Here is a 13,213-nt window from a genome sequence, read left to right as displayed (position 1 = left end):
AACACCATGCAGGACAGTCTTTACGTCGCCCTCTCCTCGCAGATAGCGCTCGAGCGTCGCCTCGACACCATTGCCGACAATGTCGCCAACGCCTCGACCATCGGCTTTCGCGCCACCGGCGTGAAGTTCGAGGACGTGGTTTCGGGGACCGGGCCGAAATCGGTCTCCTTCGCCTCCTCGGGCAAGACCTATCTTTCCGGCGCGCATGGCTCGATGACCGAAACCGGCAATCCGTTCGACTTCGCCATCCAGGGTGACGCCTGGTTCGCCATCGAGACACCGGCCGGCACGGTGATGACGCGCGACGGCCGCTTCTCCATGAACGAGAACGGCGAGCTGATGTCGATCGAAGGCTATCCGGTGCTGGACGGCGGTGGCGCGCCGATCCAGCTCGATCCCCGCAACGGCCCGCCCAAGGCCGGCGCCGACGGCTCGCTCCGGCAGAACGATCAACTGGTCGGTGCCATCGGCCTCTACGATTTCGATCCCGGCGAGAACTTTGTCCGCTACGGCAATTCGGGCATCGTTCCCGCGCGCACCCCCGAACCGGTCACCGATCGCAACGATGTCGGCGTCGCGCAAGGTTTCCTGGAAGAATCGAACGTCAATCCGGTGCTGGAGATGACCCGGCTGATCATGGTCCAGCGCGCCTTCGAGAACACCGCGGCGCTGATCCGGCAGACCGATTCCTCCACCGACGACGCGATCAAGACGCTCGGCTCGAAGTAGCGGCATGGCGACCGGCTCGTCCCTGCTCCGCGCGTCCGAAAGGCCGGCAGATGCCGGCCCGGCCGACCGGCTGGCCGCGCTCGAACGCATCTGGCGGCGCTTCGACAATCCACAAACATTGCTCAGTCGCGGCGGCCGCATCGCCGAGATCTCGCCTACCCACTACACGGTGCGTGGCCTTTCCGGTATCGCCAGGTTGGGCGACATCGTCGAACAGCGCGGCACCACCGGCACCCGCCGCGGCGAGATCGTCAGGATCGGCCGCGACGAGGTGGTGGTCGCACCCTTCGAGCGCAGTGCCGATGCGGGCATCGGCGATGCCGTTTTCCGTCGCGGCCCGCTTATCGTCACCCCGCACGCTTCCTGGCGCGGCCGCGCCATCGACGCGCTGACCCGCGCCATCGACGGCGGCCCGCCGCTGATCAGGCCCGGCGACGGCGCCGATGCAGCGACACCTGGCGCCATGTCGCGCCAGCGCGTCGGCACCAGCTTCCTGACCGGCGTGCGGGTCATCGACATCTTCACTCCGCTCTGCTTCGGCCAGCGGCTCGGCATCTTCGCCGGTTCCGGCGTCGGCAAATCGACGCTGCTTGCCATGCTTGCCGGCGCCGAGGCCTTCGACACCGTCGTCGTGGCGCTTATCGGCGAACGCGGCCGCGAGGTACGTGAGTTTCTCGAGGACACGATCGGCGCGCAAAACATGGCCAAGACCGTCGCCGTGGTCGCCACCAGCGACGAGAGCGCCATGATGCGCCGTCGCGCGGCCGACACAGCCATGTGCGTGGCCGAGCACTTTCGCGACCAGGGCCACCGCGTGCTGTTGGTGCTGGATTCGATCACCCGTTTCGCCCATGCGTTACGCGAGGTGGCGACGGGAACCGGCGAGCCGCCGGTCGCGCGCGGCTATCCGGCCTCGGTCTTCACCGACCTGCCCAAATTGCTCGAACGCGCGGGACCGGGCGCCGAAGGCCCCGGGGTTAAAGGTAGGGGCTCCATCACCGCCATCATTTCCGTGCTGGTCGACGGCGACGACCATAACGATCCGGTCGCCGATTCGGTGCGCGGCATCCTCGACGGCCACGTCGTGCTCGACCGCGCGATCGCCGAACAGGGCCGCTATCCGCCGGTCAATCCGTTGTCGTCCATCTCACGCCTTGCCGACAAGGCCTGGAGCGCCGAGCAGCGTATGCTGGTGACCAGGCTGAAGTCGATGATCGCCCGTTTCGAGGACACGCGCGACATCCGCCTGCTTGGCGCCTATCAGGGCGGTGCCGACGTCGAGCTCGACATCGCCGTGCGCCAGGTGCCGCTGATCTATGAAGCGCTGACGCAATCGCCGAAGGACCGCGCATCGGCCGATCCGTTCGCGGATCTCGCCCGCCATCTCAAGGGGAAGCTGAATGGCGATCCAGGAGACTGAACTTCAGCACACCGAGCGCCTGTTGCGCGAGATGATCGCCGAGGCCAAAGCGGCCGAGGAGGCTGAGGTAAGCCGCGACTCGCTGATCAACGGCCTGTTCCCGAAGGTGGAATGGCCGCAGCCTCCGCGCGCCGAGTTCCCGCGCCTGGCCAACGGGAAAGCCGACCGGCGCAGCGATTTGGTCATTGCCGCGCTCGGCATCACGCTCGGCCTGATCTGCGCGTTGTTCCCTTGGTACATCTTCTTCAACCAGGAGCAGTTCGGCGTGCAAGCCATCAAGTTCGGCGGCAGCGGCACCAATGCAGGCCGCGTCACCGGCGGCTCGCAGATGGAAAACGCCGGCGTGCCGGCAACGGCGCAAAGCGTTCCCGATCTCGATCTGCTCGCCACCGGCACCTTGCCGGACGAGTCCGAGGATCCGGACAAGGTGCCCGGGCTCGACGAGCAGCCCTTCCCCGCGCCCGTTTCGGAATTCAAGATGGTGCATGTCGCCAACGGCCGCGCCATGATCGAGGACGATACCGGCCTGTGGATCGTCCAGCGCGGCTCGGTGCTGCCCGATTCCAGCCGCGTCGCTTCGATCGAGCAGCGCGGCGCCAAATGGGTGATCGTCACCAGCACCGACAAGGTGATCCAACTCTCCAGGTAACGGCGCTTGCAGATAGCCGCGAGCCCGGCCTGCGCAAGGTCCGCGCAAGACTGGCGGCCTAGTCTTCTCCGCACCCGCCCGGAGATTCCCATGGAACCCGTCAATCTTTTTGATCTTGCCACCAGGCAGTCGCAATGGCTGGCCGTGCGCCAGTCCGCGATCGCTTCCAACATCGCCAATGCCAACACGCCCGGCTACACCGCAAACGACGTCGAGCCGTTCGAGAAGGTGCTCGACCGCACCGCGGTTACGCTGGCAGCCACGGAAGCCGGGCACCTGGGCGCTGAGAAAACCAATGCCGGCTTCAACGTCAAGCCGGACGAAGCCACCGGCTCGATCATGCCGTCGAAGAACACGGTCGTGGTCGAGAACGAACTGATGAAGGCCGGCGAGGTACGCCGCTCCTTCGAGCTCAACACGGCGATCGTCAAGGCCTTCCATACGATGATGATGATGGCGGTGAAGAGCTGATCATGGATGCGCTGACCGCAGCCCTCAAAGTCGCCGCATCCGGCCTCGGCGCCCAGTCGGAGCGCCTGCGCGTGGTGTCGGAAAACATGGCCAACGCGCAATCGACCGGTACTGCGCCTGGCGCCGATCCCTATCGCCGCAAGACCATCACCTTCCAGTCCGAGCTCGACCGCGCGAGCGGCGGCTCGATGGTGGAGGTGAGCTCGATCGCCCGCGATCCCTCCGACTTCCCGATCGAATTCCAGCCAGGCAACGAAGCCGCCGACGCGAAGGGTTACGTCAAGATGCCCAACGTCAACGTGCTGGTCGAAATGGCGGACATGAGCGAAGCGAACCGCTCCTATGAGGCCAACCTGCAGGTCATCAAGCAGGCTCGCGATCTGATTTCCATGACCATCGACCTGATGAGGAACCAGCAATGATCGGCGGTATCGGCGCACTACAGTTCAAACCGGCAATCGATGGCGCGGAGGCAGCAGCCCCCGGCCTGCTGCAGGGCGGTGTCGGGCCTGAAGCCAGCGAGAGCGTCGGCGGCTCCTTCGCCGAGGCCCTGAGTCAGGCCGCGACCAAAACCGTCAACACGCTTCAGAACGCTGAACAGATGTCGATCCAGGCGCTGCACGGCGACGCCGACACGCGTCAGGTCGTCGACGCGGTGATGAGCGCCCAGCAGGCGCTGCAGACGTCCATCGCCATTCGCGACAAGGTCGTCTCCGCTTATCTCGAAATCAGCCGCATGAGTATCTAGCGTCATGAAAGCACTTGCCATCGCCGCGACCGGCATGAATGCCCAGCAGACCAATCTGGAAGTCATCGCCAACAACATCGCCAACATCAACACCACCGGCTACAAGCGGGCACGGGCCGAATTCTCCGACCTGCTCTACCAGGTCGATCGCACGCAAGGCGTGCCCAACCGCTCGAACACCTCGCTGGTGCCGGAGGGCGTTTCCATCGGCCTCGGCGTCAAGACGACCGCGGTGCGCAATGTCCACACGCAGGGCGAGCTGACCAGCACCGGCAACAGCTTCGACCTTGCACTGACCGGCAGGGGCTGGTTCCAGATCGAGGGCGCCGACGGCGGCACGCTCTACAGCCGCGCCGGCGCCTTCAACACCAACGCCACCGGCCAGCTGGTCACCGTCGACGGCGCCAACGTCATTCCGGCCATCACCGTGCCGACCAACGCGGTCGAGGTCATCGTCAACAAGACCGGCCAGGTCTTTGCCCGCATCGACGGCCAGACCAACCTGCAGCTGCTCGGCCAGCTGCAGATCGCCAATTTCGCCAACGAGGCGGGCCTGGCGCCGCTCGGCGACAACCTGTTCCAGGAGACGGCGGCTTCCGGCCCGGCCAATGTCGGCGTGCCGGGCGATCCCGGCTTCGCGACGATCGAGCAAGGCTATCTGGAATCGTCCAATGTCGATCCGGTCAAGGAAATCACCGAGCTGATCTCGGCGCAGCGCGCCTACGAAATGAACTCCAAGGTCATCCAGGCCGCCGACGACATGGCCTCGGTGGTTTCGAAGAACATCAGGTAACGCAACAATGGCGATGCCGGTCTCCTGCTCCGTCTTCCGCCGCGCCGCGCTGGCCCTTGCGCTGGTGGCCGGCGGCATGCCGGCGCTGGCGCAGGAATCGGCCGGCCAGTCGGCCAACCAGATCGCCGCCGGCCAGGCAGTCGGCGAAGCCGTTCTGATCCCGAACCGGATCATCTATCCCGGCGAGACCATCGAGCTCGCCGCGCTGAAGCAGGTGACGCTCGTCCCGGGCAAGCACAAGCCGGATGCCATGGCGACGCGTTCCGAAGAACTCCTGGGCAAGGTCGCCAAGCGCACGCTGCTGCCCGGCCGCTATATTCCGACCGCCGCCATCCGCGATGCCTGGCTGGTCGAACAGGGCGCCTCCGTGCAGGTTTATTTCACCGCCGGCGCGCTCACCATCTCGGCCACCGGCGTCACCTTGCAGCCGGGTGCCGCCGGCGATCTCGTCAGGGTCCGCAACATCGACAGCGGCAAGATCATCTCCGGCACGGTGATGGCCGACGGCACGATCAAGGTCGGCGCATCGTGATGCGCGCCTTTGCTCTTCTGCTAAGTGCCGCCATCGGCCTCCAGCCAGCGCTGGCCGATGGGCTCACGCCGAAAGCCAAGCGCGAGCTTGCCCTGAAAAATGGCGGCGTCTACGACGACCCGGAATACGATCCCGCCACCACGACGCGCATGTTCCGCGTCTCGACGGGACCGAGCACGCTGCCGCCCGGCCAGGTCGCCGCCCGCATCAAGGACATCGCCCAGCTGCAAAGCGCGCGCGACAACCAGCTCGTCGGCTACGGCCTGGTCATCGGCCTCGCCGGAACCGGCGACAGCCTGCGCAATTCGCCGTTCACCGAGCAGTCGATCCGCGCCATGCTGGAGAATCTCGGCATCGCCACCGAAGGCGGCAGCGCGCGCGCCAAGAACGTCGCTGCCGTCATCGTTACCGCCAACATGCCGCCCTTCGTCCAGTCGGGCGCGCGCATCGACATCGACGTCTCCTCGATGGGCGACGCCACCTCGCTCGCCGGCGGCACGCTGGTGATGACGCCGCTGAAGGCGGCCGACGGCGAGATCTACGCCGTCGGGCAGGGCTCCGTGATCGTCGGTGGCTTCACCGCCCAGGGCCAGGCCCAGCAGCTGACGCAAGGCGTGCCGACCGCCGGCCGCGTGCCCAACGGCGCCATCGTCGAGCGCGCGGTGCCGGCCGAATTCGACGATCAGGGCGTGTTGACGCTGCAATTGCGCAACCCCGATTTCTCGACCGCGATCCGCATCGCCGATGCCGTCAACGACTACACCTCGCAACGCTTCGGCATGCGCGTCGCCGCCGAGCGCGACGCCCGCACGGTGCAGATCAGGCGGCCGAAGAACGTCTCGGCCGCGCGCTTCTACGCCGAGATCGAGAACCTGGTCGTGGAGTCGGATACGCCGGCTCGCGTCGTCATAGACGAGCGCACCGGCACCATCGTCATCGGCAACAACGTCAGGATCTCGCGCGTGGCGATCAGCCACGGCACGCTCACCGTGCGTATCACAGAGGCGCCGAGGGTGGTCCAGCCCGAGCCTTTCTCGAAAGGCGAGACCGCTGTCGAACCTTTCACCGCCATCCAGGCTTCGCGACCCGACGCGCGCGTTGCCGTGCTCGACGGTCCCGATCTTGAAACGCTTGTCTCCGGCCTCAATCGTCTGGGCGTGAAGCCCGACGGCATCATCGCCATCCTGCAAGGCATCAAGTCGGCCGGCGCCCTGCAGGCCGATCTGGTTCTCCAATAGGCCGCCGATGATCGAGCTCTCCTCCTCAAATGCACATGGTCCGCTGACGGTGTTCGCCGCCGCGGTGCTGGCAGCGCTTCTATGCAGCGCGCCCGCCCGCGCCGAAGACGTGCGCCAGGTGCTGCCGGGCGGACAGACGCCGGCCCAGCCAACCCAGCTCACGCGCGACAAGCTGCCGGACGAAAGCGAAATCCAGCGCTTCTGCTCCAACATCGCCGATGCCGCGCGCGACCGCCGCTATGCCCTGCAGGCCGAGGAGTTGAAGCAGTTGCAGGCTGGCATCGACCAGCGCATGAAGGCGCTGGAGGACAAGCGGGCCGAATACGAGCAATGGCTGAAGCGCCGCGAGGTCTTCCTGGCGCGAGCCGAGGACAGCGTCGTCAAGATCTATGCCGGCATGAAGCCGGACGCCGCGGCCGAGCGCCTGGCGATGGTCAATGTCGAACTCGCGGCCGCCATCCTGATGAAGCTCGATCCGCGCAAGGCCGGCGTCATTCTCAACGAAATGGACCAGAAGGCGGCGGCAGCGCTCACCGGCATCATGGCCAGCGCGGCGCGAAGGGTCGATCCGTCATGAAGGTCAACATGCTTGCCCTGGTCGCGGTTGCGGCGCTGTCCGGCTGCGGCACCAATTTCAAGGAAATCGGCAGGGAGCCGGCACTGTCGCCCGTCGGGTCCGGCATCGGCAATGGCAGTGCTGCGCCTTACAGCTACCCGGAGCCGCCGTCGCGACCGGTCAAGAAATTCTCGCTGTGGGACGACCGCCAGAGCCGGCTGTTCACCGATCCGCGGGCGTTGCGCGAAGGCGACATCCTGACCGTCAACATCAAGCTCAACGACAAGGCCAACTTCAAGAACCAGAACGACCGGAGCCGCACTGCCGCGCGCAAGCTCGGCTATGACATTACGCTTGGATGGGAGGATGCAAAGACAAGCGGCAAGGGCGACGCCGGCCTCAGCTCCAGCACCGAGACTAACGCCGACGGCGAGATCAAGCGCTCGGAAAATCTCGAGCTCAACGTCGCAGCCGTCGTCACCGGAGTGCTGCCCAACGGCAATCTGATGATCAGCGGTTCGCAGGAAGTGCGGGTCAACTACGAGCTTCGCGTCCTCACAATCGCCGGAATGGTGCGCCCCTCCGATATCGGTGCGGAAAACACCATTCCCTACGAGCGTATCGCCGAGGCGCGCATCTCCTATGGCGGCCGCGGGCGCGTGAGCGAGGTCCAGCAGCCGGCTTACGGCCAGCAGATCCTCGACAAGGTTCTTCCTTTCTAGGCGCGGAGATTCGCTATCGTGGCAAATGTCGAGCAGGCGCCGCCCAAGAAGGGACCTTCCGTGGTGATCCAGCTCGCCATGCTCCTGGTCTTGACTGCTGCGGCCATCGGCATGGGCTGGGTCTCCGGCGGCTATCTCAAGCAGGGAGGGGCACCGATGCCGGTGCCCGCCGCGCCGGAGAATTCAGGCACCGCGGAGAAGCCGGCCGAATCCGGCAAACCGGCCGCCGGACCGACGGTGGTTCAGCTGGCGCCGATCACCACCAATCTGGCTTCGCCGGCAGAGGTCTGGATAAGACTGGAGGCATCGGTGCTTTACGACGCGCCGCAGCCGCCCGAGATGACCGAGCAGATCCATCAGGACCTGCTGGCGTTCGTGCGCACGCTGAAGATGCACCAGATCGAGGGCGCCAGCGGCTACCAGCATCTCAAGGCCGATCTCGATGAGCGCGCGGCGCTGCGCAGCGGCGGCCATGTCAAACAGGTTCTGATCAGGACGATGCTGCTCGAATGAGAAAATCCCTCATCGCGACGGCGCTCGTCGTCGCCACCACCTCGTTTGCTGCGGCCCAGCAGCTCGATCTCGGCGGCATTGGCAAAGCCGACGGCACCACGGTCGGCTACATCATCCAGATGTTCGGCCTGCTCACCGTGCTTTCGGTGGCGCCGGGACTATTGATCATGGTGACGAGCTTCACCCGCTTCGTCATCGCCTTCTCGATCCTGCGCGCCGGCATCGGCCTGCAGTCGACGCCGGCCAATTTGATCCTGATCTCGCTGTCGCTGTTCATGACCTTCTATGTCATGGCGCCGACCTTCGACCAGGCCTGGAATACCGGTGTCAAGCCGCTGATGGACAACCAGATCACGCAGGCCGAGGCTTTCGAGAAGATTTCGGACCCGTTCCGCACCTTCATGCTGCACAATGTGCGCGACAAGGATTTCGACCTCTTCGCCGACCTCGCCCGCGAGCGCGGCCAGGTCGTTGCGAAAGAGACCGTCGACCTGCGCATCCTGGTGCCCGCCTTCATGATCTCGGAAATCAGGCGCGGCTTCGAGATCGGCTTTCTGATCGTGTTGCCGTTCCTCGTCATCGACCTCATCGTCGCCACCGTCACCATGGCCATGGGCATGATGATGCTGCCGCCGACCGTCGTGTCGCTGCCGTTCAAGATCATGTTCTTCGTGCTGATCGACGGCTGGAACCTGTTGGTGGGCAGCCTGGTGCGGTCCTTTACCTGACATCGCTGCGACCCGGCGTTCGTCAGCGATCAATCTCGCTCAAATTTTATGCAATATAATTTCGGTTAACCGTCCGATTTAGCTGTTTGGTAGGGACTTGCCGGCATAGTCCCTGCAGATGGCGGGTGATCGGGTCTCAGCGATCATTGGCATGATGCCGCACCGTCATACCGGAAAAGCCGGTATGTCAAAAAAATACGCGTAAAAACAAGGTACGAGTAGCCATGTCCAGTATCATGACCAACGCCTCGGCGCTGACCGCGCTGCAGAGCCTGAACAGCACCAACAAGCAGCTCGAAATCACCCAGGCCCGCATTTCCACCGGCTATCGCGTCGCCACCGCCAGCGACAACGCCGCTTACTGGTCGATCGCCACGTCGATGAAGTCCGACAACAAGGCGCTCTCGGCCGTCCAGGACTCGCTCGGCCTCGGCGCCGGCAAGGTCGACACCGCCTACACCGCCATCAACACCGTCAAGGACCAGGTCGACCTGATCAAGACCAAGCTGGTCACCGCCCGCGGCGCCAGCCAGGAAGACCAGCAGAAGATCGCGACGGAAATCAACGCCATCCAGGCCCAGATCAAGTCGTCGGTCACCAACGCCAACTTCGCCGGCTCGAACCTGCTGCAGAACGGTGGCACGTCCGCATCCGATCTGAACATCGTCGCGTCGTACAACCGCACCGGCGCAACCGTCACAATCGACACGATCAACGTCAAATCCTCCGACACGCAGGTTCTCGACACCGCCGGCACGGGCGGCATCGTCGGCGGCCTGCTCGCCGCGACGTTCTTCGACCCGAGCAGCGCCGCTGTCGCCGACACCGCCATCGACACCGCGCTCGGCTCCGTTGAAACGGCGCTTGGCAAGCTGTCCACCGGCGCTGCCTCGCTCGGCGCCGCCAAGTCGCGCATCGACACCCAGAAGAGCTTCCTGTCCAACCTGTCGGACTCGATCGACAAGGGCGTCGGCGCTCTGGTCGACGCCGACATGAACAAGGAATCGACCCGCCTGCAGGCCCTCCAGGTCCAGCAGCAGCTCGGTGTCCAGGCGCTGTCGATCGCCAACGGCAGCTCGCAGTCGATCCTGTCGCTCTTCCGCGGCTGATCGTCTACCGCAGTTCAGGCATCTGCATCGGGCCGCGCCACCAGCGCGGCCCGTTTTTTGCTTTGTGAGCCTCGCCGTCTTTCGAAACATCGCTTTTTTCACTGTGAAATACTTACCAATGCCCGCTCTCGAGGCACGTTTTTAACGCGCCATTAAGGATGTCGCGCTAGTTATGGTTAACCAATCACTGTGACGGGCAGACCCCAGTTGGTCGACAGGCATGACGCCCCCCGCCGAAGGTTTGACCGGCATGCACGAGGCATGCCTGCTTTGAGAAGGGGTGTATCTTGGCAAGTATCATGACGAATGCCTCGGCGTTGACGGCGTTGCAGAGCCTCAATGCCACGAACAAGCAACTTGAAACCACGCAGGCCCGTATTTCGACCGGTTACCGCGTCGCCACCGCCAGCGACAACGCCGCCTACTGGTCGATCGCCACGTCGATGAAGTCCGACAACAAGGCGCTCTCGGCCGTCCAGGATGCGCTCGGCCTCGGTGCCGGCAAGGTCGATACCGCCTATACCGCCATCACCGACATCAAGGACCAGGTCGACGAGATCAAGGCCAAGCTGGTCACCGCCCGCGGCGCCAGCCAGGACAACCAGCAGAAGATCGCCACCGAAATCAATGCCATCCAGGCCCAGATCAAGTCGTCGGTCACCAACGCCAGCTACGCCGGCTCGAACCTGCTGCAGAACGACGCTGCTGCCACGTCCGATCTGCAGATCGTCGCGTCGTACAATCGCACCGGCACCACCGTCGCCATCGATACGATAACCGTCAAGGCTGCCGACACGCAGGTCCTCGACTTGGCCGGCACCGGCGGCATCGCCGGTGGCCTGCTCGCCACGACCTTCTTCGACCCGAGCGCTGCCGCTGTTTCCGACGCCGCCATCGATACCGCGCTCGACTCCGTTGAAACGGCGCTTGCCAAACTGGGAACCGGCGCTGCCTATCTCGGCGCCGCCAAGTCGCGCATCGACACCCAGAAGAGCTTCCTGTCGAACCTTAGCGACTCGATCGACAAGGGCGTCGGCGCGCTCGTCGATGCCGACATGAACAAGGAATCGACCCGCCTGCAGGCGCTCCAGGTGCAGCAGCAGCTGGGCATCCAGGCGCTGTCGATCGCCAACGGCAACTCGCAGTCGATCCTGGCGTTGTTCAAGAACTGATCTCCAGGCTGAAATATCTCTTGCCTCGAAAGGCCGCGTCTCGTGCGCGGTCTTTTTTGCTTGCGTCAGGTTAAGCCTCCATGGCCCCGCAATATCGAGGCCATTCGACGACACGCCCTATCATCCTCGCACAAGCTTCGCGGTCTAGTCTTGCGCCGGACAGTCATGCTGGGGACAGTTGAATCGTGCCGGAACAGATCCAGAGCATCATCGCCAATCTCAAGAGCTTCGGCGTCAGGCGTCTCGCCCTAATGGGCGCCATCGCTGCGCTGGTGATGGCCGTCATCGGCGTCGCCTCGGTCTATCTCAACCGTCCGGCCTACGAGACGCTCTATGTCGGGCTCGATCGCTCCGACGTGAACCAGATCGGCCTGGTGCTGGGCGAGGCCGGCATCGGCTTCGACGTCGGCGCCGACGGAACCTCGGTGCTGGTGCCGGCCGGCACCACCGCGCAGGCCCGCATGCTGCTTGCCGAAAAGGGCCTGCCGACCAGCGCCAACGCCGGCTACGAGCTCTTCGACAATGTCGGCTCGCTCGGTCTGACGTCCTTCATGCAGCAGATCACCCGGGTGCGCGCGCTGGAAGGCGAGATCGCACGCACCATTCAGTCGATTGCCGGCGTCAAGGCGGCGCGCGTCCACATCGTCATGTCGGAGCGCGCCAATTTCCGCCGCGACGAGCAGCAGCCCTCCGCTTCGGTGGTCATCCGCTATGCCGGCGTCGATGCCGAAAAGAGCGCGATGTCGATCCGCCATCTGGTTGCCGCGGCGGTTCCCGGCCTGTCGGCGGACAAGGTCACGGTGCTTGATTCCAACGGCAATCTGCTCGCCGCCGGCGACGATACCTCCAACACCAGCGCGGCCCGCACGCTCGGCGTCGAGCAGACGGTCGAGGCGCAGATCGGCGACAATATCCGCCGCGCGCTGACCCCCTATCTCGGCCCCGACAATTTCCGCGCCAGCGTCAAGGCCGACGTCAACACCGACACCCGCCAGACCGAGGAGACGATCTTCGATCCCGAATCCCGCGTCGAGCGGTCGGTGCAGTCGGTGCGCACCAACGAGGCCAGCAATCAGAAACAGGCCTCGACCCCGACCAGCGTCGAGCAGAACCTGCCGGAGACGCAGACGACCAGCACCGAGGGACCGCAGTCCACATCGCAGAACGACCGCAAGGAAGAGATCACCAACTACGAGATCAACTCCAAGAAGATCGCCACCGTCTCCAATGGCTATTCGGTGACCAAGATGTCGATCGCCGTCGTCGTCAACCAGCAGCGCCTGGCGACCATCCTCGGCAAGGACGCCACCCCCGAGCAGATCGCCAAGCGCGTCGCCGATATCCAGAAGATGGTCGCCTCGGCGACCGGCTTCGACGACAAGCGCGGCGACGTCATCGACGTCTCGGCGGTCGAGTTCATCGACGGACTGGACGGCGAGCCCATCGAGCAGCCTGGCATTCTCGCCTCGATCGGCACCTACACCGGTACCCTCATCAACGCCGGCGCCTTCATAGTCGTGGTGTTCCTGATCGCCGTCTTCGGCTTGCGGCCGATGGCGAGCGCGCTGACGGCGCCGGCCAAGCAGGCGGCCATTGCCGGCCCGAGCTTCGACGACGTCCAGCGCTCGCTGCCGATGCCTGAGGCCCCGGTGGCCGCGATTGCTGCCGAAGCGCCGGCCGCTGCCTTGCCCGGCACCCGCCCGCTCGACGACCTGCGCCAGAAGATCAGGCCGGCCCCGCAGGACCGGCTTGCCCGCATGGTCGACATCAACGAGGAGCGCACGGCGCAGATCCTGCGCAAATGGGCGGCCGCCCCCGAAGCCGCGGGTTAGG

The 13,213-nt window shown here is 65.0% G+C and carries 16 protein-coding genes; all 16 read left to right on the top strand.

Going from position 1 to position 13,213, the window contains the following annotated elements:
* The first annotated feature begins 6 nt into the window (after window positions 1-6).
* The 16 genes from flgF (at window position 7) to fliF (ending at window position 13,212) form a co-directional block, all read left to right on the top strand.
* Window positions 7-729 (top strand): flagellar basal-body rod protein FlgF, encoded by a 723-nt coding sequence (flgF, locus tag FJ974_RS09290; RefSeq protein ID WP_140529950.1) that lies wholly within the window; start codon window positions 7-9, stop codon window positions 727-729.
* Between the two features lie 4 nt (window positions 730-733).
* Window positions 734-2,149: a flagellar protein export ATPase FliI gene (gene fliI / locus FJ974_RS09285; protein ID WP_140529948.1), complete on the top strand. Its 1,416-nt coding sequence runs from the start codon at window positions 734-736 to the stop codon at window positions 2,147-2,149.
* Window positions 2,130-2,798: a hypothetical protein gene (locus FJ974_RS09280; protein ID WP_140529946.1), complete on the top strand. Its 669-nt coding sequence runs from the start codon at window positions 2,130-2,132 to the stop codon at window positions 2,796-2,798. Before fliI ends, FJ974_RS09280 begins: the two co-directional genes overlap by 20 nt.
* 90 nt (window positions 2,799-2,888) lie before the next feature.
* On the top strand, window positions 2,889-3,269 hold the full coding sequence (flgB, locus tag FJ974_RS09275; protein ID WP_140529944.1) for a flagellar basal body rod protein FlgB: 381 nt from the start codon (window positions 2,889-2,891) through the stop codon (window positions 3,267-3,269).
* 2 nt (window positions 3,270-3,271) lie between these two features.
* Window positions 3,272-3,691 (top strand): flagellar basal body rod protein FlgC, encoded by a 420-nt coding sequence (gene flgC, locus FJ974_RS09270; protein ID WP_140529943.1) that lies wholly within the window; start codon window positions 3,272-3,274, stop codon window positions 3,689-3,691.
* Window positions 3,688-4,017, top strand: coding sequence for a flagellar hook-basal body complex protein FliE (locus FJ974_RS09265; protein ID WP_140529941.1), 330 nt, complete (start codon window positions 3,688-3,690; stop codon window positions 4,015-4,017). Before flgC ends, FJ974_RS09265 begins: the two co-directional genes overlap by 4 nt.
* Window positions 4,018-4,021: 4 nt before the next feature.
* Entirely contained in the window at window positions 4,022-4,810 is a 789-nt protein-coding gene (gene flgG, locus FJ974_RS09260; RefSeq protein WP_140529939.1) for a flagellar basal-body rod protein FlgG, read from the top strand.
* A gap of 7 nt (window positions 4,811-4,817) precedes the next feature.
* Window positions 4,818-5,342, top strand: coding sequence for a flagellar basal body P-ring formation chaperone FlgA (gene flgA, locus FJ974_RS09255; RefSeq protein WP_140529938.1), 525 nt, complete (start codon window positions 4,818-4,820; stop codon window positions 5,340-5,342).
* The gene (locus FJ974_RS09250) at window positions 5,339-6,580 is read left to right on the top strand and encodes a flagellar basal body P-ring protein FlgI (protein ID WP_140529936.1); all 1,242 of its coding nucleotides are present in this window, start codon (window positions 5,339-5,341) and stop codon (window positions 6,578-6,580) included. Before flgA ends, FJ974_RS09250 begins: the two co-directional genes overlap by 4 nt.
* A gap of 7 nt (window positions 6,581-6,587) precedes the next feature.
* Window positions 6,588-7,157 (top strand): MotE family protein, encoded by a 570-nt coding sequence (locus FJ974_RS09245; RefSeq protein ID WP_140529935.1) that lies wholly within the window; start codon window positions 6,588-6,590, stop codon window positions 7,155-7,157.
* On the top strand, window positions 7,154-7,858 hold the full coding sequence (gene flgH / locus FJ974_RS09240; protein WP_140529933.1) for a flagellar basal body L-ring protein FlgH: 705 nt from the start codon (window positions 7,154-7,156) through the stop codon (window positions 7,856-7,858). Before FJ974_RS09245 ends, flgH begins: the two co-directional genes overlap by 4 nt.
* A gap of 18 nt (window positions 7,859-7,876) precedes the next feature.
* Entirely contained in the window at window positions 7,877-8,371 is a 495-nt protein-coding gene (gene fliL, locus FJ974_RS09235; RefSeq protein ID WP_140529931.1) for a flagellar basal body-associated protein FliL, read from the top strand.
* Window positions 8,368-9,099: a flagellar type III secretion system pore protein FliP gene (gene fliP / locus FJ974_RS09230; protein ID WP_140529929.1), complete on the top strand. Its 732-nt coding sequence runs from the start codon at window positions 8,368-8,370 to the stop codon at window positions 9,097-9,099. Before fliL ends, fliP begins: the two co-directional genes overlap by 4 nt.
* 224 nt (window positions 9,100-9,323) lie before the next feature.
* On the top strand, window positions 9,324-10,208 hold the full coding sequence (locus tag FJ974_RS09225) for a flagellin (protein ID WP_140529927.1): 885 nt from the start codon (window positions 9,324-9,326) through the stop codon (window positions 10,206-10,208).
* A gap of 287 nt (window positions 10,209-10,495) precedes the next feature.
* A complete protein-coding gene (locus FJ974_RS09220; protein WP_140529926.1) occupies window positions 10,496-11,380 on the top strand; it encodes a flagellin in 885 nt (294 codons plus the stop codon).
* A 185-nt stretch (window positions 11,381-11,565) separates the two neighbouring features.
* Complete coding sequence (fliF, locus tag FJ974_RS09215) at window positions 11,566-13,212, top strand: flagellar basal-body MS-ring/collar protein FliF (protein WP_140529924.1); 1,647 nt, start codon at window positions 11,566-11,568, stop codon at window positions 13,210-13,212.
* Window position 13,213 lies beyond the last annotated feature (1 nt).

The organism is Mesorhizobium sp. B1-1-8 (assembly GCF_006442795.2).
Taxonomy (GTDB): Bacteria; Pseudomonadota; Alphaproteobacteria; order Rhizobiales; family Rhizobiaceae; genus Mesorhizobium.
This window is presented reverse-complemented; position numbering and strand designations above follow the sequence as displayed.

What these genes read in the sequence shown, in the direction of transcription:
- FJ974_RS09245 (WP_140529935.1), top strand. Translation starts at nt 6,588, where the DNA reads ATGATCGAGCTCTCCTCCTCAAATGCACATGGTCCGCTGACGGTGTTC.
- flgH (WP_140529933.1), top strand. Translation starts at nt 7,154, where the DNA reads ATGAAGGTCAACATGCTTGCCCTGGTCGCGGTTGCGGCGCTGTCCGGC.
- flgC (WP_140529943.1), top strand. Translation starts at nt 3,272, where the DNA reads ATGGATGCGCTGACCGCAGCCCTCAAAGTCGCCGCATCCGGCCTCGGC.
- FJ974_RS09265 (WP_140529941.1), top strand. Translation starts at nt 3,688, where the DNA reads ATGATCGGCGGTATCGGCGCACTACAGTTCAAACCGGCAATCGATGGC.
- flgF (WP_140529950.1), top strand. Translation starts at nt 7, where the DNA reads ATGCAGGACAGTCTTTACGTCGCCCTCTCCTCGCAGATAGCGCTCGAG.
- flgG (WP_140529939.1), top strand. Translation starts at nt 4,022, where the DNA reads ATGAAAGCACTTGCCATCGCCGCGACCGGCATGAATGCCCAGCAGACC.
- FJ974_RS09225 (WP_140529927.1), top strand. Translation starts at nt 9,324, where the DNA reads ATGTCCAGTATCATGACCAACGCCTCGGCGCTGACCGCGCTGCAGAGC.
- fliI (WP_140529948.1), top strand. Translation starts at nt 734, where the DNA reads ATGGCGACCGGCTCGTCCCTGCTCCGCGCGTCCGAAAGGCCGGCAGAT.
- flgB (WP_140529944.1), top strand. Translation starts at nt 2,889, where the DNA reads ATGGAACCCGTCAATCTTTTTGATCTTGCCACCAGGCAGTCGCAATGG.
- fliP (WP_140529929.1), top strand. Translation starts at nt 8,368, where the DNA reads ATGAGAAAATCCCTCATCGCGACGGCGCTCGTCGTCGCCACCACCTCG.
- FJ974_RS09280 (WP_140529946.1), top strand. Translation starts at nt 2,130, where the DNA reads ATGGCGATCCAGGAGACTGAACTTCAGCACACCGAGCGCCTGTTGCGC.
- flgA (WP_140529938.1), top strand. Translation starts at nt 4,818, where the DNA reads ATGGCGATGCCGGTCTCCTGCTCCGTCTTCCGCCGCGCCGCGCTGGCC.